The 25,774-nt window shown below is 71.5% G+C and carries 17 protein-coding genes and 2 tRNA genes; 5 read left to right on the top strand and 14 right to left on the bottom strand.

What is annotated here, in order from left to right; all coding sequences use genetic code 11:
* Positions 1-13: 13 nt before the first annotated feature.
* The 4 genes from hemW to lepA form a co-directional block, all read right to left on the bottom strand.
* Positions 14-1,246 carry a radical SAM family heme chaperone HemW gene (hemW, locus tag ACY34J_RS08000; RefSeq protein WP_462725732.1) on the bottom strand — a complete coding sequence of 411 codons (1,233 nt, stop codon included), beginning with the start codon at positions 1,244-1,246 and terminating at the stop codon, positions 14-16.
* A 517-nt stretch (positions 1,247-1,763) separates the two neighbouring features.
* The gene (locus ACY34J_RS07995) at positions 1,764-3,743 is read right to left on the bottom strand and encodes a SpoIIE family protein phosphatase (RefSeq protein WP_462725733.1); all 1,980 of its coding nucleotides are present in this window, start codon (positions 3,741-3,743) and stop codon (positions 1,764-1,766) included.
* A gap of 104 nt (positions 3,744-3,847) precedes the next feature.
* The gene (locus ACY34J_RS07990; protein ID WP_462725734.1) at positions 3,848-5,737 is read right to left on the bottom strand and encodes an AMP-dependent synthetase/ligase; all 1,890 of its coding nucleotides are present in this window, start codon (positions 5,735-5,737) and stop codon (positions 3,848-3,850) included.
* A 471-nt stretch (positions 5,738-6,208) separates the two neighbouring features.
* Entirely contained in the window at positions 6,209-8,080 is a 1,872-nt protein-coding gene (gene lepA / locus ACY34J_RS07985; protein WP_462725735.1) for a translation elongation factor 4, read from the bottom strand.
* Between the two features lie 176 nt (positions 8,081-8,256).
* On the opposite strand from lepA, the gene rpsT reads away from it, so the two are divergent.
* Positions 8,257-8,523, top strand: coding sequence for a 30S ribosomal protein S20 (rpsT, locus tag ACY34J_RS07980; protein ID WP_462725736.1), 267 nt, complete (start codon positions 8,257-8,259; stop codon positions 8,521-8,523).
* A 289-nt stretch (positions 8,524-8,812) separates the two neighbouring features.
* Here rpsT and holA read toward each other — a convergent pair whose 3' ends face one another.
* Positions 8,813-9,805 (bottom strand): DNA polymerase III subunit delta, encoded by a 993-nt coding sequence (gene holA, locus ACY34J_RS07975; RefSeq protein ID WP_462725737.1) that lies wholly within the window; start codon positions 9,803-9,805, stop codon positions 8,813-8,815.
* A gap of 59 nt (positions 9,806-9,864) precedes the next feature.
* On the opposite strand from holA, the gene ACY34J_RS07970 reads away from it, so the two are divergent.
* Complete coding sequence (locus ACY34J_RS07970; protein WP_462725738.1) at positions 9,865-10,110, top strand: hypothetical protein; 246 nt, start codon at positions 9,865-9,867, stop codon at positions 10,108-10,110.
* 132 nt (positions 10,111-10,242) lie between these two features.
* Here ACY34J_RS07970 and ACY34J_RS07965 read toward each other — a convergent pair whose 3' ends face one another.
* The 5 genes from ACY34J_RS07965 to leuS all read right to left on the bottom strand — a co-directional run bounded on the left by ACY34J_RS07965 (position 10,243) and on the right by leuS (position 19,411).
* Entirely contained in the window at positions 10,243-12,714 is a 2,472-nt protein-coding gene (locus ACY34J_RS07965; protein ID WP_462725739.1) for a ComEC/Rec2 family competence protein, read from the bottom strand.
* 323 nt (positions 12,715-13,037) lie between these two features.
* Positions 13,038-14,033, bottom strand: a complete 996-nt coding sequence (locus tag ACY34J_RS07960; RefSeq protein ID WP_462725740.1) for a helix-hairpin-helix domain-containing protein — start codon at positions 14,031-14,033, stop codon at positions 13,038-13,040.
* 650 nt (positions 14,034-14,683) lie between these two features.
* Positions 14,684-15,532, bottom strand: coding sequence for a DegV family protein (locus tag ACY34J_RS07955; protein WP_462725741.1), 849 nt, complete (start codon positions 15,530-15,532; stop codon positions 14,684-14,686).
* A gap of 63 nt (positions 15,533-15,595) precedes the next feature.
* Positions 15,596-16,372 (bottom strand): hypothetical protein, encoded by a 777-nt coding sequence (locus tag ACY34J_RS07950; protein ID WP_462725742.1) that lies wholly within the window; start codon positions 16,370-16,372, stop codon positions 15,596-15,598.
* A 141-nt stretch (positions 16,373-16,513) separates the two neighbouring features.
* Complete coding sequence (leuS, locus tag ACY34J_RS07945; protein ID WP_462725743.1) at positions 16,514-19,411, bottom strand: leucine--tRNA ligase; 2,898 nt, start codon at positions 19,409-19,411, stop codon at positions 16,514-16,516.
* Positions 19,412-19,765: 354 nt separating this feature from the next.
* Between leuS and ACY34J_RS07940 the strand changes: the two genes are divergently transcribed.
* Together ACY34J_RS07940 and ACY34J_RS07935 are read left to right on the top strand one after the other, a co-directional pair.
* Positions 19,766-21,190, top strand: a complete 1,425-nt coding sequence (locus ACY34J_RS07940; RefSeq protein ID WP_462725744.1) for a hypothetical protein — start codon at positions 19,766-19,768, stop codon at positions 21,188-21,190.
* Entirely contained in the window at positions 21,187-22,743 is a 1,557-nt protein-coding gene (locus ACY34J_RS07935; protein ID WP_462725745.1) for an NADH-ubiquinone oxidoreductase-F iron-sulfur binding region domain-containing protein, read from the top strand. The genes ACY34J_RS07940 and ACY34J_RS07935 overlap by 4 nt, the downstream gene beginning before the upstream one ends.
* Positions 22,744-22,943: 200 nt before the next feature.
* Here ACY34J_RS07935 and ACY34J_RS07930 read toward each other — a convergent pair.
* A tRNA-Ala gene (locus ACY34J_RS07930) sits at positions 22,944-23,016 on the bottom strand.
* Between the two features lie 177 nt (positions 23,017-23,193).
* Here ACY34J_RS07930 and ACY34J_RS07925 point away from each other — a divergent pair.
* Entirely contained in the window at positions 23,194-24,537 is a 1,344-nt protein-coding gene (locus ACY34J_RS07925; RefSeq protein ID WP_462725746.1) for a glycosyltransferase 87 family protein, read from the top strand.
* On the opposite strand, the gene ACY34J_RS07920 is transcribed toward ACY34J_RS07925, so the two are convergent.
* The 3 genes from ACY34J_RS07920 to ACY34J_RS07910 all read right to left on the bottom strand — a co-directional run bounded on the left by ACY34J_RS07920 (position 24,516) and on the right by ACY34J_RS07910 (position 25,659).
* The gene (locus ACY34J_RS07920) at positions 24,516-24,749 is read right to left on the bottom strand and encodes a hypothetical protein (RefSeq protein ID WP_462725747.1); all 234 of its coding nucleotides are present in this window, start codon (positions 24,747-24,749) and stop codon (positions 24,516-24,518) included. The genes ACY34J_RS07925 and ACY34J_RS07920 overlap by 22 nt on opposite strands.
* Positions 24,750-24,752: 3 nt before the next feature.
* Complete coding sequence (locus ACY34J_RS07915; RefSeq protein ID WP_462725748.1) at positions 24,753-24,932, bottom strand: hypothetical protein; 180 nt, start codon at positions 24,930-24,932, stop codon at positions 24,753-24,755.
* Positions 24,933-25,586: 654 nt separating this feature from the next.
* A tRNA-Ala gene (locus tag ACY34J_RS07910) sits at positions 25,587-25,659 on the bottom strand.
* Positions 25,660-25,774 lie beyond the last annotated feature (115 nt).

Genomic DNA, 25,774 nt, shown 5'->3' with positions numbered 1-25,774 from the left:
GGCTGACGCGGCACTAGTCGACGAGGTCGCGCACGACGGCGTCGGCGAGCAGTCGCCCGCGGAGCGTGAGTACGGCACGGCCCTGCGCGTACGGGCCGGGCTCGAGCAGGCCGTCGGCGAGGGCGCGTTCCGCGGCCCGCGCGCCCTCGGGGGCGAGCAGGTCCAGCGGGCAGCCGTCGGCAAGCCGCAGCTCCAGCAGGATCCGTTCGACCCGGCGGTCCTCCGCCGACAGCACCTCGCGGCCGGCGCCCGGGGAACGGCCGTCGCCGAGCGCCTGGGCGTACGCGCCGGGGTGCTTTACGTTCCACCAGCGCACGCCGCCGACGTGGCTGTGCGCCCCGGGTCCGGCGCCCCACCAGTCGGCGCCTGTCCAGTACAGCTCGTTGTGGCGGCATCGGCCGCTGCGGGTCCTGGCCCAGTTCGAGACCTCGTACCACTGGAAGCCCGCGGCCGAAAGCCGCTCCTCCGCGATCAGATAGCGGTCCGCGTGCACGTCGTCGTCGGTCATCGGCACCTCACCGCGCCGGATGCGGCGCGCCAGCTGGGTGCCCTCCTCGACGATGAGCGCGTACGCCGAGATGTGGTCGGGCCCGGCGCCGATCGCCGCGTCCAGCGAGGCCCGCCAGTCGTCGTCGGACTCCCCCGGTGTCCCGTAGATCAGGTCCAGGTTCACATGCTCGAAGCCGGCGGCGCGGGCCTCCGCCACGCATGCCTCGGGGCGACCGGGGGTGTGGGTGCGGTCGAGGACCTTCAGCACGTGCTGCCGGGCGCTTTGCATACCGAAGGAGATCCGGGTGAAGCCGCCTTCGCGCAGCTCGGCGAGACAGCGGGGATCCACCGACTCGGGGTTGGCCTCAGTGGTGATCTCCACGTCTTCGGCGAAGCCGAACTCGTCCCGGATGGCGTTCAGCATCCGCACGAGATCGCCCGCGGCGAGGAGGGTGGGCGTCCCGCCGCCGACGAAGACGGTTTCGGCCTTCCGCGGGTCGTCGCCGAGCACCTTGCGCGCGAGCCGGATCTCCTCGACCAGGGTCTCGGCGTAGTTGTCCCGTGAGGCCAGCGCACCACCGGATCCGCGCAGCTCACTGGCGGTGTAGGTGTTGAAGTCGCAGTAGCCGCAGCGGGTGGCGCAGTACGGGACGTGCAGATAGAAACCGAGCGGTCGCTGAGCCGCCCCGACGAGCGCGTGCTCGGGCAGCGCCCCGTCGTCGGGCATGGGCTCACCGTCGGGCAGTGCGGATGGCATACGGCCCATTGTCCGTCATTCCGCTCGCCGCAGACGCCGCCCTGCGCCTCCGGCGCGGCTTCCGATCCTGGGCGCGAACGCCGGATCAATGCGCTGTAGGCGCGGAAGGTGCACCGCGCGAGGACCGCGCAGAACCCCGGGCGCGGGCAGCGCAGAGCGGCCACCGGCCGAGAGCCGGCGCCCAAGCCGGCGCACCACATACCGCGCCTGCGGCGCGACCCCGCCGACCCGCCCCTGCTCGGGGCGGGTCGGCGGGAAATTCCGATGCGAAGCGCCGGATCAAGGCGCTGGCAGCGCCGAAGGTGCACCGCGCGAGGACCGCGCAGCACCCCCCGGGCGCAGGCAACGTCGGCCGGGCCACCGGGCGCGGGCAACGTGGTACAGAGGCGGGTGGACGAGAAGCGCCCGGCCGGGCGCCGACGCGCAGGCCGCATCGAACGGCCCACCCGGCGAAGCATCCACAGAGCGGCCCGCCCGGCGAAGCATCCGCGGAGCGGCCCGCCCGGCGAGGGCAGGGTCAGCGCGCTTGGAGGACCAAGAGCGCAAGGTCGTCATCCGGTGGTGTCGTACCGAAGTCGTGGGCCGCGCGGCGGATCCGGTCGGCGATGGCCGAGGCGTCCAGGCCCGCGCACCCCGCCAGCGCCGTCGCCAGCCCGTCCCCGTCGTCGAACTGGCGGGCACCGCAGCGCCGCTCCGTCACCCCGTCCGTCACACACAGCAGCGTGTCGCCCGATGCCAGGTCGAAGGTCTGGCTCTCGTACGCCGTCTGCTCCAGCACACCCAGCAGCACCTGCGGCTCCGCCGCGGCCCGGACCTGGCCGTCCGGGCGGAGCAGCAGCGGCAGCGGATGGCCCGCGCTGGCCAGCGTGCACCGCAGGCCGCCGCCGCCCGCCTCCGCGACCGGCCGCAGCTCCCCGTAGAGCAGGGACAGGAAGCGGACCTGCCCGGCGTCCGCCGACGCGCGCCCGCCCGCGGCCGCAACCGCCGCCGCCGCGGCCTCCGTCGCCTGTGTGGCGTCGTCGACGAGCATGCGGTTGAGCCGGTCCAGGACCTCCGCCACGCGGTAGCCCTCGTGGGCCAGCAGCTTCAGCCAGGGCCGGACCAGGCCGGTGACGACCGCCGCCTCCGGGCCGTTCCCGCATACGTCGCCGAGGGCGAAGCACCATCGCCCGTCCCCGGCCTGGAAGACGTCGTAGAAGTCGCCGCCCGCCCAGGCGCCCTCGGCCGGCTCGTACACCACCTCGGTGTCGACGCCCGGGATGACGGCGACACTGCTCGGCCGCAGGCTCCGCTGGAGCACCAGGCTGGTGGTGGCCTGCCGGGTGTACTGGCGGGCAGCGAGCACCGCGAGGGCGACCCGCCGCGCGAAGTCCTCGATCAGCATCGTCACGTCGTCGGGGAACCGGACGAGACCCGCCCGTCCCAGCAGAAGGGTGCCGACGCACCGGCCGCCCGCGACGAGCCGGCAGGCGAGCGCCGCGCCGCCGTCGCCACGGGGTGGCAACGCGGCGTACTCGTCCTCCTCAGGCGGCAGGACAGGCCACGGCCAGGGCACCGGACGGCTGCCCACCGCGGCCGGGAGCGTCTCAAGGCCCGGGGGAAGGTCCTCCAGCGCCGCCCGCAGCCTCTCGGTACGGCTTTCGTTGGCATCCCAGACCCGGGCGAGCCTCGGCGGTGTCGGCGCGCGCCCGCCCTCGTCGTCGAACCAGACCGCGCACCAGTCGGCCAGGCGCGGTACGAGCAGCTGTACGGCCAGCGCTGCCACCTTGTCCTCGTCGAATTGCCCGGAGAGCAGGTCGGACGCCTCGGCGAGGAAGGACAGGGCACCGGAACCGACGCCGCCCGCCCAGTCGGGATCCGCCTCTCGCCGGCCGGGCAGCTTCGGGGCGAATCCGGGTGGGTCGGCGAGAGGCGCCACGTCCGGTTCCACGGAGAAGGCGGGCAGCGACGCGGAAACGTTTGTCTCCGCGGAGATGGCCATGGGGAGCCGGAACCACACGGTCTTCAGCCCGCGGCGGTAGCTGACCCCCCAGGCCTCCGCGAGCGCGCCGACGAGTTGAAGCCCCCGGCCGTACTCCCCTGGCGGCTGCGGCCCGCCGTGCACGGGCCGCGCGGGATGGTGGTCTGAGACCTCCACCACCAGGCCCTCCGCCTCGCCCTCCGACGCATCGCCGTCGGCGAGCCGGCAGAGCAGGTCGACGTCTGTGCCCGCGTGCACCACGGCGTTGGTGACCAGCTCGCTGACGAGCAGGGCCGCGTCCTCCGCGAGCCGTTCGGTGATCCGGTCGGCGGCGGGCAGTGCCTGCCCGCACGCCGCCCACTCGGCGAGCGCGGCACGTACGAACCGGCGGGCGGTGCCGGGCGCGAGGGAGTTCCCGGGCAGGCTGATGCGCGAGACGGCGGGCCGGGGCAGCTCACAGGCTGTCCCGGCCGTGCCGGCGGCCGGGTAGTGCGCAGGGCGGGAACCGGTCTCCCGCTGGATCGGAATGGATCCCACGGCGCCTAGCGTGACAGACAGGGCCCGTCCATGAGCGCCGAGTCACCGAACTCGACGGGGTGACCGCCCGGACACGCACACCGCGCGCCGGGCGGCCGGCCCACCTACGCCTCGCGCGTGCCCTCGTACATCTCGTCGATGAGATGCCTGTACTCGCGCTCCACCACCGGCCGCTTGAGCTTGAGGCTCGGTGTCAGCTCACCGTGCTCGACGTCGAGGTCACGCGGCAGGATCCGGAACTTCTTGATCGTCTGCCAGCGCTGCAGGCCCTCGTTGAGCCGGGCCACATAGCCGCTGATCAGCTGTTCGACCTCCTTGGAGGCGACGACCTCGGAGTACGGCTTGCCGTCCAGCCCGTGATCCTTGGCCCAGCCCAGGACCGTGGGCTCGTCCAGGGCGATCAGAGCCGTGCAGAAGTTCCGGTCGGCGCCGTGCACCAGGATGTTGGAGACGAACGGGCACACCGCCTTGAACTGGCCCTCGACCTCGGCCGGCGCGATGTACTTGCCGCCCGACGTCTTGATCAGGTCCTTCTTCCGGTCGGTGATCCGCAGATAGCCGTCCACCGACAGCTCGCCGATGTCACCGGTGTGGAACCAGCCGTCGGACTCCAGGACTTCTTCCGTCTTCTCCGGCAGGCCGTGGTAGCCCTGCATGATGCCGGGGCCGCGCAGCAGGATCTCGCCGTCGTCCGCGATCCGTACCTCCGTGCCGGGCAGCGGCTTGCCGACGGTGCCCGTGCGGTACGCCTCACCCGGGTTGACGAAGCTGGCGGCGCTGGACTCGGTCAGGCCGTAGCCCTCGAGGATGTGGATGCCCGCGCCGGCGAAGAAGTAGCCGATGTCGGGGGCGAGGGCGGCGGAGCCGGAGACGCAGGCCCGCAGCCGGCCGCCGAAGGCCTCGCGCAGCTTGGCGTAGACGAGCTTGTCGGCGATCGCGTGCTTGGTGGCGAGGCCGAAGGGCGCGGACGCGGCTCCGGTGCGGCGGAAGTTGTCCTGCGTGACCTTGGCGTACTCGCGGGCGACTCCGGCCGCCCACTGGAAGATCTTGTACTTGGCGCCGCCGGCCTCCCGGGCCTTGGCCGCGACCCCGTTGTAGACCTTCTCGAAGATGCGCGGCACGGCGGCCATGTAGGTCGGCCGGACCACCGGCAGATTCTCGATGATCTTGTCGATGCGGCCGTCGACGGCGGTGACGTGACCGACGCCGATCTGCCCGGCGGTCAGCACCTTGCCGAAGACGTGGGCCAGCGGCAGCCACAGGTACTGCACATCGTCCGCGGTGACCAGTCCGGTGGACTCGATGGCGCGGGCCATGTACGCCCAGCAGTCGTGCTGCAGCCGTACGCCCTTGGGGCGGCCGGTGGTGCCGGAGGTGTAGATCAGCGTGGCCAGCTGCTCCGCGGTGATGGCCGCGACGCGCTTCTTGACGGCCTCCGGGCTGCCTTCCAGATGGGCGGCGCCGCGCCGTTCCAGCTCGGCGAGGGAGAGCACCCAGCCCTCCGGGTCGCCCTCGGCCGGCCGGGCGTCGGCCTCGTTGAACACGACGACGTACGCAAGCTCGGGCAGCTCGGCGCGGCGCTCACGGGCCTTGGCCAGCTGCTCGGCGTCCTCGGCGAACAGCACCCGGCTGCCGGAGTCGGCGAGGATGTACGCGGTCTCCTCGGCGTTGGTGCTCGGGTAGACGGTCGTGGTGGCGGCACCGGCGCAGAGGATGCCGAGGTCGGCCAGGATCCATTCCACCCGGGTGCCGGCGGCGACCGCGACCCGCTCCTCGGGCCGTACGCCCAGCTCAATGAGGCCGGCGGCCAGGGCGAAGACGCGTTTGGCGGCCTGGGCCCAGCTGAGCGAGCGCCACTCGTCGGGACCCTGGCCGGACGCCGCGGGCACCGGGTAGCGGTAGGCCTCCTTCTCGGGCGTGGCTTCGACCCGCTCGAGGAAGAGCGTCGCCACGGAAGGCGGCCGGTTCTCGATCAACGTCTGCGTGTTGCTCACGACTTCCTCCGTGGCCCTCGGCAGTGCTGGGACTGGCCGGGAGTTGTTTAACTGGCGAGTAACCTTCAGGCAGGCATCAGGGTAGAGGCCGTTTCCCCCTTACGTAAGGGGCTGCAACCTTCTCTTTCGCCCCGTCTCGAAGCGGAGATTGCGCATCGGCGAACAGACCGCCTCAATCGACTGGAAGCGGGCCCGGCACGATATGCCGGACCCGCTGCCGCTCCGGTGCGGCGCCCTGCGCGGTCGCCGCTCGCGCCGTCCCGGACGGCCCGCCAGGCCCGGACACCACTCTGCCGTGCGGAACGGCCGGTTTCTGCCTGGAGAAACAGCGAACGCCGGTTTTTCTCCGCAATCACTCGGATGCCTGAGCGACGGCGGAATTCTCGTATCAGCGGGCATCTCCCGGAAACCGGCGAAGGCGCCCGCCCCGCACAGGGAGCGGGCGCCTTCCGCTTCTTGACCTTGCCCGCGCTACTTCTTGGCCTTGGAGTCGCTGCCGTCGGAGTCGGAGGACAGCACGGCGATGAAGGCCTCCTGCGGGACCTCCACGCTGCCGACCATCTTCATCCGCTTCTTGCCTTCCTTCTGCTTCTCCAGCAGCTTCCGCTTACGGGAGATGTCACCGCCGTAGCACTTGGCGAGAACGTCCTTGCGGATGGCGCGGACGGTCTCACGGGCGATGACGCGGGAGCCGATGGCCGCCTGGATCGGCACCTCGAAGTTCTGCCGCGGGATGAGCTCGCGCAGCTTGGCGACGAGCCGCACGCCGTACGCGTACGCCTTGTCCTTGTGGGTGATCGCGGAGAAGGCGTCGACCTTGTCGCCGTGCAGCAGGATGTCGACCTTGACCAGGTCGGAGGTCTGCTCGCCGGTGGGCTCGTAGTCGAGCGAGGCGTAGCCGCGGGTCTTGGACTTCAGCTGGTCGAAGAAGTCGAAGACGACTTCGGCGAGCGGGAGGGTGTAGCGGATCTCGACGCGGTCCTCGGAGAGGTAGTCCATGCCGAGCAGCGTCCCTCGACGGTTCTGGCACAGCTCCATGATCGCGCCGATGAACTCGCTCGGGGCCAGGATGGTGGCCCGTACGACCGGCTCGTGGACTGTCGCGATCTTGCCGCTGGGGAACTCACTCGGGTTGGTGACGGTGTGCTCGGTGCCGTCTTCCATCTCCACCCGGTAGATCACGTTGGGCGCGGTGGCGATCAGGTCCAGCCCGAACTCGCGCTCCAGGCGCTCGCGGACCACCTCCAGGTGCAGCAGCCCCAGGAAGCCGACGCGGAAACCGAAGCCGAGGGCGGCGGAGGTCTCCGGCTCGTAGACCAGGGCGGCGTCGTTGAGCTGGAGCTTGTCGAGGGCGTCGCGCAGCTCGGGGTAGTCCGAGCCGTCCAGCGGGTACAGGCCCGAGAACACCATCGGCTTCGGGTCCTTGTAGCCGCCGAGCGGCTCCTCGGCGCCCTTGGTGAGCTGGGTGATCGTGTCGCCGACCTTGGACTGGCGGACGTCCTTCACACCGGTGATCAGATAGCCCACCTCGCCGACGCTCAGGCCGTCGGACGGGGTCATCTCGGGCGAGTTGGTGCCGATCTCCAGCAGCTCGTGCGCGGCGCCGGTGGACATCATCTTGATGCGCTCGCGCTTGCTGAGCTGCCCGTCGACGACCTTCACATACGTCACGACACCGCGGTAGGCGTCGTAGACCGAGTCGAAGATCATCGCGCGGGCGGGGGCGTCCTTCACCCCGACCGGGGCCGGGACAAGCCTGACGACCTCGTCGAGCAGCTCGTTCACGCCCTCGCCGGTCTTCGCGGAGACCTTGAGCACGTCGGAGGGGTCGCAGCCGATGATGTGGGCCAGCTCGGCGGCGTACTTCTCGGGCTGGGCGGCCGGCAGGTCGATCTTGTTGAGGACCGGGATGATCGTGAGGTCGTGCTCCAGCGCCAGATAGAGGTTGGCGAGGGTCTGCGCCTCGATGCCCTGGGCGGCGTCAACGAGCAGGATGCAGCCCTCGCAGGCGGCGAGGGAGCGGGAGACCTCATAGGTGAAGTCGACGTGGCCCGGCGTATCGATCATGTTGAGGATGTGGGTGGTACCCGCACCCTCACCGGTGGTCGGCGCCCAGGGCAGCCGGACCGCCTGAGACTTGATCGTGATGCCGCGCTCGCGCTCGATGTCCATGCGGTCGAGGTACTGAGCGCGCATCTGCCGCTGCTCGACCACGCCGGTGAGCTGCAGCATCCGGTCGGCGAGCGTCGACTTGCCGTGGTCGATGTGCGCGATGATGCAGAAGTTGCGGATCAGCGCCGGGTCGGTACGGCTCGGCTCCGGCACATTGATAGTCGCGGGCACGCAGGGTCCTGTGTCTAGGCGGAACGCGGTGATAGTCCCCTCCATGGTCCCATGAGCGGCGGCCATGGTCCGGTTCGGTGGCCACTGGGGCCTGCTGGTAACCTGGTCCACTGCGCCTCGTGCCGTCATCCGCACGTGGCGCGCACCACATCCAACAGAAGCGCAAAGGCTCTTTCGTGGCGAACATCAAGTCCCAGATCAAGCGGAACAAGACGAACGAGAAGGCGCGCCTGCGCAACAAGGCCGTCAAGTCCTCGCTCAAGACCGCGATCCGCAAGACCCGTGAGGCCGTCGCGGCCGGCGACGTCGAGAAGGCCACCCTGGCCGCTCGCGAGGCCTCCCGCAAGCTCGACAAGGCCGTCAGCAAGGGCGTGATCCACAAGAACCAGGCCGCCAACAAGAAGTCGGCGCTGGCTCAGCGGGTCGCCACCCTCAAGGGCTGACCTCACGGTCACGGGGCTGACCAAGGCCCCATCCGCCGGTTAAGGACACAGCGGTCCCTCTCACCCGCTCCGTACCGGCACCACCTCGCAGTTCCGACTGCACAGCTGCATCGCGCCGCACGCGGCCTGCGTTCGCCACGCGGGTGCGGCGCACAGAAAAGTGACGAAGGTCCCGTACCGTCCACTTCCCCAGGACGGCCGGGACCTTTGTCGTACGGCGCCTGCTGAGACTGCTGAGTACGGGGGCTGCCGCTCAGGAGCAGGCGCTGCCCGTACGGGTCGGCCAGGGTCAGTACCGGCGGGCAGGGCGGGCGGCTCGGGCCACGGCCACCACGGCCTTCTCCAGCGCGTACTCCGGATCGTCCCCGCCGCCCTTGACCGCGGCGTCCGCATCCGCCACCGCCCGCAGCGCCACCGACACCCCGTCGGCCGACCAGCCCCGCATCTGCTGGCGCACCCGGTCGATCTTCCAGGGCGGCATGCCCAGCTCGCGGGCGAGGTCGGCCGGCCGCATCCCGCGCGGCGCGGAGGCGAGCTTGCCGATGGCCCTGACCCCCTGGGAGAGGGCGCTGGTGATCAGGACGGGGGCGACGCCGGTGGCGATCGCCCAGCGGAGCGCTTCCAGCGCCTCGGCCGTCCGGCCCTCGACGGCCCGGTCGGCCACGGTGAAGCTCGACGCCTCGGCGCGGCCCGTGTAGTAGCGCGCCACGACCGCCTCGTCGATGGTGCCTTCCACATCGGCGGCCAGCTGCGCGCAGGCACTGGCCAGTTCGCGCAGATCGCTGCCGATCGCGTCGACGAGAGCCTGGCAGGCCTCGGGGGTTGCCGAGCGGCCGGCGGTGCGGAACTCGGACCGTACGAAGGCCAGGCGGTCGGCCGGCTTGGTCATCTTCGGGCAGGCGACCTCGCGGGCCCCGGCTTTCCGGGCGGCGTCCAGCAGCCCTTTGCCCTTGGCCCCGCCCGCGTGTACGAGCACAAGCGTGATCTCTTCGGCCGGGGCGGACACATACGCCTTGACGTCCTTGATCGTGTCCGCGGACAGATCCTGTGCGTTGCGGACGATCACGACCTTGCGCTCGGCGAACAGCGACGGGCTGGTCAACTCGGCGAGCGTGCCGGGCTGCAGGGCGTCGGGGGTGAGGTCGCGTACGTCGGTGTCCGCGTCGGCGGCCCGCGCCGCCGCGATCACCTGCCGCACGGCCCGGTCGAGGAGCAGGTCTTCCTGGCCCACGGCGAGCGTGACGGGGGCGAGCGGGTCGTCGGTCGAGTTCTTCCTGGCCATCGCGGTCCAGCATCCCATGCGGGTCCGACAGCCCCCGGCGCATGCCCCACAATGTGCGGGTGAGCGATACGCGACATGTACTGGTGCTGCCCGACCGGGATGTGGCGGAGGAAGCAGCCGAGGAGGCCGTGAGCCGTTTCGGCCTCGCTGAGGATCCCCGTCTCGTTCGGGAGGCGCTCGCCGGGGAGGACGACGCCGAGGACGCACAGTGGCTCGTGATAGTCGAGGACCCGGAGGGGCGGCTGGACGCGTCGGCACTGGACGCGTTCGCGGAGGAGTACGAGGGCTGGCGCGAGGCCGAGTAGCGCCTCCGCCGATGGTGTCCTACGGGCCGCGTCCGAGGCCTGGGGGCGGCTCGGCGGCCAGGCCCGTAACGAGGGTGAAAGCGGTGCCGGCCGTGTATCGACCGGCAGGCCTCACGGGATAACCGGCAGGCCTCACGGGATAGGTGTGCCGCCCCTGACCGCCGCGCCGAGCGGGGTCGCCGGGCCGCCGCCGGTCACGGCGATCGCCCCGTCGGTGTCGGTGCGCAGCACGGTGGCGCCGCGCGCCCGGAGTGCGGCGACGGTGCGCGGCGAGGGATGTCCATACGGGTTGTCCGCACCGCAACTGATCAGCGCCAGGCGGGGGCGAACCCGGCGCAGCAACTGGGGGTCCTGATAAGCCGAGCCGTGGTGGGCGACTTTGAGGATGTCCACCGGCGGCAGATCGGGGACGGACGCCAGCAGCCGCTGCTGGGCCGGCGGTTCCAAGTCGCCCAGGAGCAGCAGGGTGAGCCTCGCCGTCTGGACCAGGAGTGTCACGCTGGCATCGTTCGCCCCGTCCAGGCCGGCGGCCGCCGAGGAGCTCCCCGCCGGCGGGGGCCACAGGACCCGCCAGGTGAGCGGGCCGAGCCGTCGCTGCCCCGGCGCGGTACGGACCACGGGGATGCCCGCGCCCGACGCCGTCCGGTGTACGAACTCGAACTGGTCGTACGGGTCGTCGAGCGTCGTGGTCTCGATCGCGCCGACCGCGCGGCCCCGTAACACCCCCGGCAGACCGGCCACATGGTCGGCGTGGAAGTGAGTGAGCACGATCAGGGGGATACGGGTGATGCCCAGATCCCGCAGGCAGCGGTCGGCGAGCGCGGGGTCGGGGCCGGCGTCCACGACGAGAGCCGTGCCGCTGCCCGCGGGGAGCACCAGCGCGTCGCCCTGGCCCACGTCGCAGACCGCGAACCGCCAGCCAGGGGGCGGCCATCCGGTGAGCAGCCGCGGCAGCGGGGCGGGGCGCAAGACGGCCAGCAAGAGGAGCAGCGCGCATGCGGCGCACAGCCACGGGTGGCGCAGCATCCGGGGTGCGGCGAGCACGACGGCAGCCGTGGTGGCGGCAAGCAGCAGGCCGCCGGTCCAGCCGCCCGGCCAGTCAACCTCGGCACCGGGCAGGGCCGCGCCGGTCCGGGCGATGCCCGCGATCCACTCAGCCGGCCAACCGCCCAGCCAGGCCGGCCCCCTGGCGAGGGGCATGGCCAACGGCGCTGCCGCCAGGGCCGCGAAGCCGAGGACGGTGGCGGGTGCGACGGCCAACTCCGCCAGGAGATTGCATGGCACGGCGATGAGGCTGACGCGCGCGGCCAGTACGGCGACGACGGGTGCGCAGACCAACTGTGCGGCCCCGGCGGCCGCCAGTATCTCGGCGAGCCGGGGCGGCACGCGGCGGCGCTGCAGGGCCGCGCTCCAGCGCGGAGCGATCGTCAGCAGCGCGGCCGTCGCCAGCGCGGAGAGCAGAAAGCCGTAGGAGCGAGCCAGCCACGGGTCGTAGAGCACGAGCAGCAGGACGGCCGCGGAAAGGGCGGGCAGCAGGGATCTGCGGCGGCCCGTGGCGATGGCGAGCAGCGCCACAAGCCCGCAGGCGGCCGCCCGCAGCACGCTCGGCTCCGGTCGGCATACGACCACGAACGCGAGCGTGAGAAAGCCGCCGAGCAGCGCGGTGGTGCGCAGCGGGATGCCGAGACGCGGCGCCAGTCCACGCCGCTCGGCGCGCAGGGCAAGCTGCGGCGGCCCGATGAGCAAGGCGAGGACGATGGTGAGATTGGCACCGCTCACCGCGGTCAGATGCGCCATATCGGTGGCGCGGAAGGCGTCTTCGAGGTCGGACGGCATGCGCGAGGTGTCGCCGACCACCAGGCCGGGCAATAGGGCGCGGGCGTCGGGGGCAAGGCCGTTGGTCGCCTCGCGCAGCCCGGCGCGGAGGTGACCGGCGGTGCGTTGCAGGAGTGTCGGTCGCCCGATGACCGTCGGTGGGCCGCTGCCCGTCACGCGCAGCACGGCGGCGATGTGTCCGTCACCGCCCGGCATCGGGGGGACCGCCTTGGCGTGCAGGCGCAGCCGCGTGGAGGGCAACAGCCCCAGCCATGCCTTACCCGGCCGGACTTGACGGCCCGTCGCGCCCTCGGCATACGGCATCCCGCGCGCGGCATCACCCCGAGCCGTAACCAACCCGTTGGCGCCCCCGCTGTCACGGTCGCTGAAGCCAGGCCCGGGCGAGCCGCGCTGTTGCACCACAACCAGTACAGGCGTACGGGTCGTGATCACCGCGCCACCGTGGGCGCCCCGGCCCGGGTACACCACGCGCCGTGCCTCGGCCTCCAAGACGACTGCGGCAGGCGCACGTTGCGCGCCGAGCACCCGTGGTCGTGTGAGCCGCGGATCACCCGTCACGGTCAGCTCCACCGTGATCGGGGCGTGCTGCCTGGCCAGCTCCGGAAGCGGACCCCGGCGCACGTCGGCCGCCTGGAGAGCGGCCGAAGCGACGGCCGCCGCGGCGCAGAGCAGGGACGCCGCGACAACCATGGGCCTGGTGGCGGCCCCGCCAGGCCCGCCGCCTCGGCTGTCGTCGGCCCCTGTGGGATCGAGTCGGCTGTCTGTCACGTCCGCGGTCACCGGCCCCGTACCGGCGTCGCGCCCGGGATCCCCGGCGACGCTCGGAAGCGGCCGTAGCGGACGGCCGCGGCGCCTGCCGTGCTCCCTGTCCGGGGCTCGGCGTCGAATTCGCCGGATCATGAGCGCCGCCGCTGCGGCCAGACACAGGGCCGTAGCGACGGCTGCCCAGCCAGGGGACGCTCCGAGGGCCAGGGCCGCCGCGGCCCAGGCCGACAGGGCCGGCGGGACGAGCCGAAGGTCGGTGGGGCCTTCCTGGTGCGGGTCGGATGCGCCAAGGCGGTGACCGGAGACGGCGTGAGCGTCGGGCCGGATCATGGCCGCACAAGAGGTCGCAGATCCGCGAAGCGACGATCGCCGATTCCATTGACCTCCCGGAGTTGGTCGACAGAGGCGAAACCGCCGTGCTGGTTGCGGTAGTCCAGGATGTGCTGGGCGAGGACCGGTCCGACGCCGGGAAGCGCGTCGAGTTGTTCAGCGGTGGCGGAGTTGAGGCTGATCGGGCTCGATGCCGCGGTCGAAGAACCCCCGGCCGCGCCCGAGGTGCCCGCTGAACCACCACTCGCGCCGCCGGGCCCGGATGCACCGGGTCCATTGGCTGCCATGCCCGGATCCCCGACCACGACCTGTTCGCCGTCGATGAGAAGGCGAGCCCGGTTCAGTGTGCGGGTGTCCGTGCCCGGCCGCACCCCGCCCGCCGCCCTGAGCGCGTCGGCGACCCGCGAACCGGCCGGCAGCCGGTGAATGCCCGGTCTGCGGACCTTGCCCGCCACATCCACCACGATGCGGCGGTCCACCTCAGGTGTGGCCGGCGGCCCTGGCGAGGGAGTTGGCTCCGCCGGGCCGGCCACCGGCTCAGCCGCCGGAGCTCGTACGGTCTGTGGACGGCCGGTCCAGTAGTGATACCCGGCGAACGCTCCCGCGAGGACCAGCACGACGACCAGAGCGGCGAGGGCACTCGGCTCGATGCCGCATCTCAACTGCACCCACAGCGGCAGCCGTTCCCGAAGGGCAAGCCGCCATCGGGTGTACCACGGCATGCCGTTGCCGGACGGCCCGTCCGCCGCCGGCGCATCGCGGGCCGCATCGCCACGCGGTGGATCCGGACTCCCGGAGGCATCCCGTCCTGTCGGCAGTCCTGGCCGGTCACCGCGCTCGCCGGAAAGCGCCACTGCCCCCTCGCGCCTGCCTCGCTGATCACGTCCACGGTTGCGGTCGCTGCCCGGTGCAGGAGGGGATGCCCGCTCGACCAGAGGCGCGTCACGGTTCCCGGACCCCCAGGTGTCCAAGTCCGAGGGCGGCTCGTCCATGTCGGGTGTTCTGTCGAGTGTCCCCAGCCCACTGCCCCGGGCCGACGGCGCGAACGCCCGCACCGCAGTGGCCGATTGGCGCACCCCGCTGTGCCCGAGCACCGTGGCATCCGTAGCCGCCGTGACCTTCTTCCTGGTGTCTGACCGATCGGCATGATCGCGAGCCCACGTCGGCGAGACCGTGGCCGCTGAGGGGGCAGCGTTCGGGGGCCTTCCCTGCGCGCCGCGGGCGGGAGTCGGGGCCGCGAACAGAGCCGCGGCACGATCGCGCAGCGCCGCGGGATCCGTCCTCCCGGAAGCCCGCGGCCGCCCAGGGCGCCACGTACGCCGCGCGGCTGGACGAGGGCGGACGCCGAGACGACGGCGGGCGCGCAGATCGGATCCCGGAGCTCGACCCGGGCCACTGGTTACGTTACGTGATCGGGTGTCCATGCCGACCGACGGTAGGGCCGATTCGGCGCCCCCGCTGCGAGGCCTCAAATCCTGGGCATAACCTGCCAGTTGTGGAAAACGCCGTCACTCGCGCGAGTGACGCACCGTAGCCGCAGCCGCTACCCACAGTCAGACGCCACCACATACGACTCCGCATACGACTCCGCATACGACTCCGCATACGACTCCGCCCGCGCCACCGCGGAAACCACCCCGGCTCAGGACCTCGGCGAGACAACCGCTCCCAGCAGCCCCGGCCCCGTATGCGCCCCGATCACCGCGCCCACCTCGCTGACGTGGAGTTCCGCCAGCCCCGGCACCCGGTCCCGCAAGCGGTCCGCCAACTGCGCGGCCCGGTCACCGGCGGCCAAGTGGTGCACGGCGATGTCCACCGAGCCCGCTCCCGCCCGCTCCACGACGATCTCCTCCAGCCGGGCAATGGCCTTGGACGCCGTACGGACCTTCTCCAGCAGTTCGATGCGGCCGCCGTCCAGCTGCAACAGGGGCTTGACCGCGAGGGCCGAGCCGAGCAGCGCCTGCGCGGCCCCGATCCGGCCGCCGCGCCGCAGATAGTCCAGGGTGTCGACGTAGAAGTACGCCGATGTGCCCGCGGCCCGCTTTTCCGCCGCGGCCACCGCCTCGTCCAGCGTGCCGCCTGTCTCGGCGACTTCCACCGCCGCCAGCGCGCAGAAGCCGAGCGCCATGGCGATCACCCCGGTGTCCACCACCCGCACCGGAACAGGCGCTTCACGGGCCGCGAGCACCGCCGCGTCGTACGTCCCGGACATCTCGGCGGACAGGTGCAGCGACACGATGCCGTCCGCGCCCGCCTCGGCGACAGCCCGGTAGGCGGCGGCGAACGTCTCCGGACTCGGCCGCGACGTGGTCACCGGCATACGGCGCTGCAGTGCCTGGGCAACGGACCGGGCGGACACCTCGGTGCCCTCTTCCAGCGCCCGGTCGCCGAGCACCACGGTCAACGGAACCGCGGTGATGCCATGCCGCGCCATCACCTCCTGGGGCAGGTAGGCGGTGGAATCGGTGACGATAGCGACATGCCGGGACATGCTTGGGAGGTTATCGGGGCAGGTCGGCACGGGACAGTGCGGGCTCGCCCAATGATCCACGCGTCATGTGGTGCTCTCCGGACGACCGGCCTTCTGCCAGGGGTATGCCGTCTGCTGCCGCGGGTCCCGCGTGGTGATGGCGGGCGGCTCCTGCGACACCGCGTCCGGCTGCGAGACATCCGGCCAGGCGGATGACGTGGAAGTGGCACGGGAGTCCGAAGCCGAGGACGCGTTCGCGTCCCCGCCCGGTCCCCCGCTCCCGGCGGCCCCACCGGCCCCCGCACCCGCGCCCGATTCCGGGCTCCAGTGCCGCAGCGCCCCCGCCTCGACCTCGATCTGCCGCCCCAGACTCGCCAGATCGTCGTCCGCGAACTGCCGCGCCCGGTCCTGCGCCGCCCAACGCAGCGAATCCGCGTGATGGACGATCCGCTCCGCACGCTCCCTGAGCTCCGGCAGCCGCGCCGCGAGCCTGCCCTGATCCGGCTCGCGCTCCAGCCGCTTGAGGTCGTCGTCCAGTTCGCGGCCGTGCGCACTCAGCCGCTGGAACAGGCCGAGCGCCTCCGACAAGGACGCGTCCTGCGGCGCCGCCGTCTGCAGCGCATCCTGGGTGGCCCGCATGGACGTACGCAGCGAGAGCCGCAGCTGCGCCAGCTCCCCCACCGGCCCGGGCCGGGTGTACTGCTTGGCCCGGAGCGCGGTCTCCTCGACCGTGCGCCGCGCCTGCCCGACCGTACGGTCCACGCCGCGCTTCGCCGCCCCCACCACCTTCACCGTCACATAGACGCCCAGCACGACGAAGGCCACGAAGAGCAACGCCAGGATCAGGATGGCGGCTTCCATGGGCGCTCGCTCCTTCGCGACGACGACGAGGACCGAAGAAGGTCCGTCCCTCCACCGTAAACGGACGGGGCCGGTCGCGGGTTCCTTCGTCAGCCCCCAACCGGCCCGTAGGGGACTACCCCCAGTCCGTTGTGCGGCCCCTCACGCGGGCACGATGTTGACCAGCTTCGGCGCCCGCACGATGACCTTGCGGACGGCGGCGCCGCCCAGCGCGCCCTGCACGCCCGGGTCCTCCAGGGCCAGCTTCTCCAGCTCCGCGCCGGCGATCGACGGCGGCACCTCCAGCCGCGCCTTGACCTTGCCCTTGACCTGCACCACGCACGTCACCGTCTCTTCGACGACGTACGCCGGGTCGGCGGCCGGAAACGCCTCGTGGACCACCGAGGTGTCGTGTCCCAGCCTGTGCCACAGCTCCTCGGCGATGTGCGGCGCCAGCGGCGCGACCAGCAGCACCAGCTGTTCGGCGACCGACCGCGGCACTGGGCCGGCGGCCTTGGTCAGGTAGTTGTTCAGCTCGGTCACCTTGGCGATGGCGGTGTTGAAGCGCAGGTTCTCCATGTCCTGCCGGACACCGTCGATCGCCTTGTGCAGCGCGCGCAGCGTCGCCTCGTCCGGCTCGGTGTCGACGACGGTCACCTCGCCGGTGTTCTCGTCGACGATGTTCCGCCACAGCCGCTGCAGCAGCCGGAACTGGCCGACCACCGCGCGCGTGTCCCACGGCCGGGAGACGTCCAGCGGGCCCATCGCCATCTCGTACAGCCGCAGCGTGTCGGCCCCGTACTCGCCGCAGATCTCGTCCGGAGTGACGGCGTTCTTCAGGGACTTGCCCATCTTGCCCAGGGTCCGGCTGACGGGTTCGCCCTGGTAGAAGTACTTCCCGTCCCGCTCCTCGACCTCGGCGGCCGGAACGGCGATGCCGCGGCTGTCCCGGTAGACATAGGCCTGGATCATGCCCTGGTTGAACAGCTTGTGGAACGGCTCGTACGAGGAGATGTGGCCCAGGTCGTACAGCACCTTGTGCCAGAAGCGCGCATACAGCAGGTGGAGCACGGCGTGCTCCGCGCCGCCCACGTACAGGTCGACACCGCCAGTCGGCTGACCGTCGCGCGGGCCCATCCAGTACTGCTCGACAGCCGGTTCGACCAGCTTCTCGTCATTGCGCGGGTCCAGGTAGCGCAGCTCGTACCAGCACGAACCCGCCCAGTTGGGCATGGTGTTGGTCTCGCGGCGGTACGTCTTGACGCCGTCGCCCAGGTCCAGCTCGACGTTGACCCAGTCCTCGTTGCGGGACAGCGGGGTCTCGGGAGAGGTGTCCGCGTCGTCCGGGTCGAACGTCCGCGGTGCGTAGTCGTCGACCTCCGGCAGCTCGACCGGCAGCATCGACTCGGGCAGCGCATGGGCGACACCGTCCTCGTCGTAGACGATCGGGAAGGGCTCACCCCAGTAGCGCTGCCGGCTGAACAGCCAGTCGCGCAGCCGGTAGTTGACGGTGCCCTCGCCGATGCCGCGCGCGGTCAGCCACTCGGTCATCTTCGCCTTGGCGTCGACGACGCCCAGGCCGTCCAGCGAGATGTCCGGGCCCGAAGAGTTGACGATCTTCGCGTCGTACGAGTCGAAGGCGTCGTCCCAGGTGGCCGGGTCGGTGCCCCGGCCGTCGCTCGGCTCGACCACGCAGCGCATCGGCAGCTCGAAGGCGCGCGCAAAGGCGAAGTCGCGGGAGTCGTGCGCCGGGACGGCCATGATGGCGCCCGTGCCGTACCCCATCAGCACGTAGTCGGCGATGAAGACCGGGATGCGCTCACCGCTGACGGGGTTGGTCGCGTATGCACCCGTGAACACACCGGTCTTGTCCTTGACCTCGGCCTGGCGCTCGACGTCGGACTTGGCGGCGGCCTGCTTGCGGTACTCGTTGACCGCCTCGGCCGGGGTGCCGTGTCCGCCGGTCCACACCTCGCGGGTGCCCTCGGGCCAGGCGGCCGGGACGATCCGGTCGACCAGCTTGTGCTCGGGGGCCAGCACCATGTACGTGGCACCGAACAGCGTGTCCTGACGGGTCGTGAAGACCGTGATGCTCTCGTTCTCCCCGACCGGGAAGTCGATGCGGGCGCCCTCGGAGCGGCCGATCCAGTTGCGCTGCTGCAGCTTGATGGCCTCGGGCCAGTCCAGCGCGTCCAGGTCCTCCAGCAGCCGCTCCGCGTAGGCGGTGATCCGCATGTTCCACTGGCGCAGCTTGGCCTTGAAGACGGGGTAGTTGCCGCGCTCGGAGCGGCCGTCGGCGGTGACCTCCTCATTGGCCAGCACGGTGCCCAGGCCGGGGCACCAGTTGACCGGGGCGTCGGAGGCGTACGCCAGCCGGTACTCGCCCAGGACGTCGGCGCGCTCGGTGGCGCTCAGCTCACTCCAGGGGCGCCCGTTGGGGGTCGCGCGCTCCCCGGACTCGAACTGCTCGACCAGGGTCTCGATCGGCCGGGCCTTCTTCTGCTCCTCGTCGTACCAGGAGTTGAAGATCTGCAGGAAGATCCACTGGGTCCACTTGTAGTAGTCCGGGTCGATCGTCGCGAACGACCGGCGCTTGTCGTGGCCCAGACCCAGCCGGCGCAGCTGGACCTTCATGTTCTCGATGTTGGCCTCGGTGCTGACCCGCGGATGGGTGCCGGTCTGTACGGCGTACTGCTCGGCCGGCAGGCCGAAGGCGTCGAACCCCAGCGCGTGCAGGACGTTGTGGCCCGTCATCCGGTTGAAGCGGGCGAAGACGTCGGTGGCGATATAGCCCAGCGGGTGGCCGACGTGCAGTCCCGCGCCCGAGGGGTACGGGAACATGTCCATGATGTACTTCTTCGGCCGTGCCACCACCTCGGGCGCACCCGCCAGGTCGCCCACCGGATTGGGCGCCTCGTACGTGCCTTCCGCGTCCCAGAAGTCCTGCCAGCGCGCCTCGATGTCGGCGGCCATGGCCGCCGTGTAACGGTGCGGCGCGGCCACCTCGTTGGTGGCCCCTGCCGCGCCGGAGGCTGCGGGGGAGGAATTGGTCTCGCTCATCGTCCTCAAAGCTCCATCAGTCGTCTCTGCTCACGGATACGAACCCCTCTTGCCCTGAAACAAAAAGGCCCCTCGCACAGGAGGGGACGCCGCGCCGATTCCTGCCGGGTTCGTCACCGGCAGGGACTGATCAGCGCGGCCCGCTAAGCAGAAGGCGTACGGCACGCATGGGGTCAGGGTACCGCAGGCCCCGCACGGGTCGCAGGCAGCCATGAACTCCTGACTTTACCCAGAGCTGCCCGGTTTGATCCCAACTTTACGCGGAGTAAATAACGAAACCAGCAGACGATCTTCTTAGCGGCACTTAGCATGCGGAAATCGGGTCCCCTTCCTCGCACCGCAGGAGTCGCCCGCATGACCCCTCACCGTACTGTCCGCTCCATACAGGCACCTTCCGGCCTGCCCAGGCCCGCCCTGACCGCCGTCGCCTTCGCCGCGGTGGCCCTCCTCCCGCTGCTCGGCCTCCTCACGGGGGGTTACCTGCGCGGGCTGCTGGAGTTCGGAGCCGGCGTGCTGACGCTGGTGTCCCTGTCCTCCTCCGTCGTCTGGGGGCTGATCGCCACCGACCGGGTGCTCCTCGAGGTGCGGCACCGGCTGATCGCCCAGGCCGTCCACCGTGTCACGGCGGTCGCCTCCCTGTGCTTCCTGGTGCTGCACATCGGACTCAAGGTCGCCGCCGACCACACGGATCTGATCGGCGCGCTGGTGCCGTTCGGGCTCGGCGTCCACGGAGCGGCGGGACTCATCGGGCTGGGCTCGCTCGCGGCGTACTTCATGGTGATCGCGGGGGTGACGGGGGCCCTGCGCAGCGCCTTCACCGCCCCGGCCGGCCAGGTGGCCGGCCGGTGGCGCGCGATCCACACCCTGGCGTACCCGGCCTGGTTCGCGGGTCTGCTGCACGGCCTGTACGCGGGCCGTCCGGCCGCCGCCTGGGTGACCACGCTGTACGCGCTGACCCTGCTCGCGGTCGGCGCGGCGGTGTCCCTGCGGCTCCTCCCGCCGCGGCAGCGGCGGCTGGTCTCCCAGCGGCTGATGGAGCTGATCCGGCCGGAGGGCCTCGCCAAGTCCGCCGCGGAGCCGGCCACCGGTCCCCGGGATCCCGCCCAGTCGCCGCTGCCGGGGGCGGGCCGGATTCCCGGCGTCGCTCGTGCACGTGAGACCGCGGAGCTGGACGCCACGCGGGGCGAACCGCTCGGGATCGGCAGCCAGTCCGGTATCTCCGCGGCCTATCGCGCCGTATCGCCGGGCTCCCAGTCGTATGTGCCGTCGTATGTGGAACCGCTGCCGGAACCGTACGGGGAGCCGACGACCGGAACGTACGCGGCGCCGGTGGCCGGAACGTACGCCGAGCCGGTGGCCGGAACGTACGCCGAGCCGGTCACGGGAACGTACGCGACGTACGCGGACCCTGCCGCCGATCCGACGGCCGCGCCGACAGCCGAGCTGCCGTACGTCGAACCGACCCTGGACTACTCCTCCGTATCGCCGCAGCCCTCGGTGCCGCCACTGCCCAGCGAACCGTCGTCGGACCGCTGGCCCAGCCCCTCCCCGCCGCCGCCGCAGGAACACGCCCGGCCCGGCACGGATGCGGCAGCGGACTTCTACAGCACAGAACCGGCATCGGGGTACAGCACAGAACCCGCATCCGGCTTCTACGGCGGCACAGAGCCCACGGCGGCCTTCTACGACACCGAACCCGCGGCGACGACCGCACCCGGCCCCTCCTATCCGCCCCCGCCCGGTGAGCCTTGGCACCAGTCGACAGGAGACCGTCCATGAACGGCTCGCTTCCCGATGTCCCGGAGGTGCGCGTTGTCGGGCTTCCGCAGCTGACCTCCGGGTTCGACCTGGTCCACCGGCTCGACCTCGGGATGCATCTGAAGGTGCACGGCCCGCTCGACCCGCTGCCCGGCGAACGGCTGGCCGAACTGGCCGAGGCGATATCACTCAACGGCCGTGGCGGTGCGGGCTTCCCCTTCGCCCGGAAGCTGCGCGCGGTGGCGAAGAGCGCCATCCGCCGCGGGGTGCGCCCCGTCGTCGTCATCAACGGCAGTGAGGGCGAGCCCGCCTGCCGCAAGGACACCGTCCTGCTGTGCCGCGCCCCGCACCTGGTGCTGGACGGCGCCCTGCTCGCGGCCGAGGCGCTGGGCGCCCGCACCTTGGTCGTCGGTGTCACCCGGGACTCCACCGAATCCTCCATCCGCGAGGCGCTGGCCGAGCGCGGACTGTCCGACAAGCGCGGGCAGCCGCTGCGCGCGCGGGTGGTGCGCACCCCCGAGCGCATGGTCTCCGGTGAGGCGACCTCGCTCATCCGGGCCGCCAACGGAGGGCCGGCGCTGCCGCCCGGCCGTAAGGTGCGTGCCGCCGAATCCGGCGTGAACGGCGCTCCGACCCTGCTGTCCAACGCCGAGACCTTCGCCCAACTCGCCGTCGCCGGACGGCTCGGCGCACGCCGTTACTCCAACACCGGCCTGTCCACGGAGCCCGGCACCGTCCTGCTCACCGTGTCCGGCTCTGTGGCGCGGCCCACGGTGCTCGAGGTGCCGAGCGGAGTGCCGCTGCGGTACGTCATGGAGCTGTGCGGCGCCCCGCCACTGCCGCAGGGCGTACTGACCGGCGGCTACCACGGCAGCTGGATCGACGGCATGACGGCGCACGGCGCGACTGTCTCGCGCGAGGCTTTCGCAGCGGCCGGCGGCGCCCTGGGCGCGGGCGCGATCCTGCCGATCGGCCCGGACACCTGCCCGCTCGGAGAGAGCCTGCGGGTGGTGAACTGGCTGGCCGCCGAGACCGCCGGCCAGTGCGGGCCGTGCCGGCTGGGCCTGCCGGCGGCGGCAGCCGGGCTCTCGGATGTGCTGGGCGGTGGCGGCCGGACCGCCCTGGAGGCTCTGCGGCAAGTGACGCAGTCGGTACGGGGGCGGGGCGTCTGCAAGCACCCCGACGGGTCGGTGCGCTTCATCCAGGGGGCACTGGCGGCCTTCACCGACGATCTGGCCGCGCATGTACTGAGCGGCGGCTGTGGGCGCCCCACGCGCGGGGTGCTGCCGCTGCCCTCACCGGAAGAACAGGAGGCCGGTGTGCCGAGCAATGAGCGGTTCGCCGTTGACTGGACGCTGTGCAAGGGGCACGGCCTGTGCGCCGGTGTCGTGCCAGAGCTGATCCGGATGGCACCGGACGGCTATCCGGTGCTGGCGGACACCGTGGTGCCCATGCATCTGAGTGAGCGTGCGCAGCGCGCCGTGCGCCGGTGCCCCGCGCTCGCGCTCCGGCTCGACAAGGTGGAGGAGGACCGCCCGGTCCAGCGGAAGGCGCTCGGCAGAGGATCCGGCTGAACAAACCCGGAGGCGTCTGCCGCACACGCGGCAGACGCCCCGCAGACACACAGCGGGCCGTCCGATTGGACGGCCCGCTCCGATCTCGGAAGGCGTGCGGGGTGGCGAAGCCCCTGCCTCGCGCGGACGACGTCCACGCACAAACGACGAAGGCGAGACGATCCGCGCTCTTCGCGGACACATCTCGCCTCTCGCTTCCGTGGAGCTAAGGAGAATTGAACTCCTGACCTCTTGCATGCCATGCAAGCGCTCTACCAACTGAGCTATAGCCCCAGGTTCTGCTCCGCCCGGTTGCCCCGGCGGCATCGCCTACATTACACGGCCCCACGGGTCCTCCACCAAATGGGTTTCCCCCCGGCGCTCTGCCGTCGGATCGCAGCGGGTACTGTCAGCGATCTGCGCCTGTTTTATCCCTTCATGTGTCCCCCTCGGATTCTGGAGCCGCACCTCGTGACCGCGCTCGAGCAGGCCGCCGGCAGCCGCGCCCCGAGGCTGCGGGCGCTCGTACCGCATCGCACGACCACGGCCGCGGCGGTGTTCTGCCTGCTGTCGTTCGCGGCCTTCTGGGCCGCCCAGGACGCCGCGAACGTCTCCATGATCGACCTCATGGTGTACCGGGCCGAGGGCTGGACCGTACGCACCGGCGGCGACCTCTACGCGATGCGCGCGACCGAGGCGAACCTGCCGACCACCTATCCGCCTTTCGCGGCACTGCTGTTCACGCCGCTGACCCTGCTCGGCGTGCCAGAGATGCGGGCCCTCGCCACGGTCGTCAACCTCGCCCTTCTGGTCGCGCTCGTCCATCTCTCCCTGCGGCTGGTCGGCGGGGGGCAGCGCGCTCCCCGGGCGGCTGTGACCCTCACGGCCGCCGCGGTCGCCGTGTGGTGCGAACCGGTGTGGACGACACTGCGCTACGGACAGGTGAACCTGCTGCTCGCGGTGCTGGTCCTGCGGGACCTGGCGGCACGGGAGGGCCGGCGCTGGGCGGGTGCGGGGATCGGGATCGCGACAGGGATCAAGCTGACCCCGGCCCTGTTCGTGGTCTGCCTGGCGCTCGCCGGCGTGCTGAGGGGCGCGCACCAGCTGCGTACGCGCCGGGGACAGACCCCGGCTGACTGTCCGCCGCGGGGGCGCGGAATCGCCACCGCCTGGAACCCGCTGTTGCGGCAGGCCACGCTGGCGTGCGCGGCGTTCCTCGGCACGGTACTGGCGGCGGGCGCGGTGCTGCCGCACGACTCGCGCCGCTTCTGGACGGGGACGCTCTTCGCCGCGGGCCGGCCCGGCTACGCCGAGGACACCGCGAACCAGTCGATACGGGGCGTGCTGGCCCGGCTGCTGCACACCGGCCACCCAGATCTTTCATGGACCGCCCTGGCTGCGACCGTGGCGGTGGCAGGACTGGGAATCGCCGTCGCCACGCTGCTGACAGGGCACGCCGCCTGGGCCGCCCTGTCCTGCGCCGTCACGGCCCTGCTCGTCAGCCCGGTGTCGTGGTCGCACCACTGGGTGTGGTGTGTGCCACTCGTGCTGCTGCTCGGCTCCGAGGCGGTGCGCCGTGGCAGCGCCGCCTGGTGGGCGGGGACGGCCGCGGCAGGGCTGCTGTTCTGCTCGTACGCGCTGTGGTGGGTCCCACACGGCCGCGAACTGCGGGCCGAACTCCACCAGAACTGGGGAGAGATGGCACTCTCGGCCGTCTATCCGTCGGCCGGGGCGGCATTTCTCCTCCTCGCCGGGGCTGCTGCGGCCGACGCCTTGCGCCGTCGGCCGCGCCCTCAGGCGGTTGCGAAGGAATAGAACCTCTTGAGCGCGCAGTGCTCGTCCAGCAGCCGGCCGTAAATCGGCTCGCCGTCGAGCTCACGGTAGGTCTCGATCGGGTCGCCTTTTATGATCAGCGCCCGAGCGCATTCCTCGCACCAGTACTGGTAATCAGGGTTGGCAGGTTCCATGTCGCGGACGATCGGCGTGCCGCTGCCGCACCAGTCGCACTTCCTGCTGTGTGCACCCATGTATCAGCTCCAGCTATGGCCGCAGGCCGTGCACACGTACGAGATCCCTCCGTTGTCGCCAAGAACCTGGGCCACATGGACCGACCCGCAGGACGGGCACAGCAGGAGCACCGCCCGATATCTCGCGGGGCCCGCGACGATTCCGAGGAAGTCATCGACCTCCTCGAGAGTCCTCGTCGGCACGGCGCCATCCCTCCCTGCAGGTCATCCCCCTGCCGTCGGTGGACTCCCACCTTCCGGCAGCACTGATTCTGCCATGGGAAGGCCACAAGGTCAGCGGTGCCGAGTTTCTTTCAGCCTCCATCGCAGAAGTCCGGCAAGCGCCCCGGCCCAGCGGGCGCGTAGAGCGCGAGGGTGCTCACCACCAGCGCGTAGGCGGACGGATGCGCCCCGTGGATATCGATGGCCGCCGAACCGCGGCTCGGGAACAGCGTCCCAAAAGTGGCGGCGCCGTGGCACCAGCGGTAAGGCGATCAACTGGCCGGTCCTCGCGGCCAGTCCGAAGGCGGAAGAGGCACTGGCGAAGAGGGCGAGCGTGCCAAGACAAGCGGGAGGGCAGCCCGCTCTGTACGAAGTCACCGATGGACTGCGGGCGTTACCCCGCCGGGAGCCGGGCAAAGGGTGCCGCACGCCTGGAGCAGTGAGATACAGCTCACACCAATCGCTGTCGATCTCCGGCGCTCCATACGCCGAATGAGAGGAGGACCGGGCTCTGACGGCTCGGCCTGCGGACGATCGCGGACTTTGCGATCGCGGACTTTGCCACGTACCAGGGGGAATTGGCCTGCGAAAGCAGCGGTCCCGCCTCCCTCTGGAAGGCGGGACCGCCGGAGACTGTGGAGCTAAGGAGAATTGAACTCCTGACCTCTTGCATGCCATGCAAGCGCTCTACCAACTGAGCTATAGCCCCGCTGTTCTCGGTGTGTCCGGGGTTTCCCCGTCCGCGCCGCGAACAGGAAGAACTTTAACCTGCGCCCTGCCCAGATGTGAAATCCGGCTCCCGTCGGCCACCGCGGCCTGCGGGC

The sequence above is a fragment of the Streptomyces sp. HSS9-12 genome, from assembly GCF_054963655.1.
Note: the sequence above shows the minus strand (reverse complement) of the source record. Positions and strands in the feature narration are given on the sequence as shown.

Bases quoted from the DNA above. Each gene is read 5' to 3' on its own strand.
- hemW (WP_462725732.1), bottom strand. From the start codon at position 1,246: ATGCCATCCGCACTGCCCGACGGTGAGCCCATGCCCGACGACGGGGCG.
- holA (WP_462725737.1), bottom strand. From the start codon at position 9,805: ATGGCCAGGAAGAACTCGACCGACGACCCGCTCGCCCCCGTCACGCTC.
- ACY34J_RS07960 (WP_462725740.1), bottom strand. From the start codon at position 14,033: ATGGACGAGCCGCCCTCGGACTTGGACACCTGGGGGTCCGGGAACCGT.
- ACY34J_RS07955 (WP_462725741.1), bottom strand. From the start codon at position 15,532: ATGTCCCGGCATGTCGCTATCGTCACCGATTCCACCGCCTACCTGCCC.
- ACY34J_RS07950 (WP_462725742.1), bottom strand. From the start codon at position 16,372: ATGGAAGCCGCCATCCTGATCCTGGCGTTGCTCTTCGTGGCCTTCGTC.
- leuS (WP_462725743.1), bottom strand. From the start codon at position 19,411: ATGAGCGAGACCAATTCCTCCCCCGCAGCCTCCGGCGCGGCAGGGGCC.
- ACY34J_RS07940 (WP_462725744.1), top strand. From the start codon at position 19,766: ATGACCCCTCACCGTACTGTCCGCTCCATACAGGCACCTTCCGGCCTG.
- ACY34J_RS07935 (WP_462725745.1), top strand. From the start codon at position 21,187: ATGAACGGCTCGCTTCCCGATGTCCCGGAGGTGCGCGTTGTCGGGCTT.
- ACY34J_RS07920 (WP_462725747.1), bottom strand. From the start codon at position 24,749: ATGGGTGCACACAGCAGGAAGTGCGACTGGTGCGGCAGCGGCACGCCG.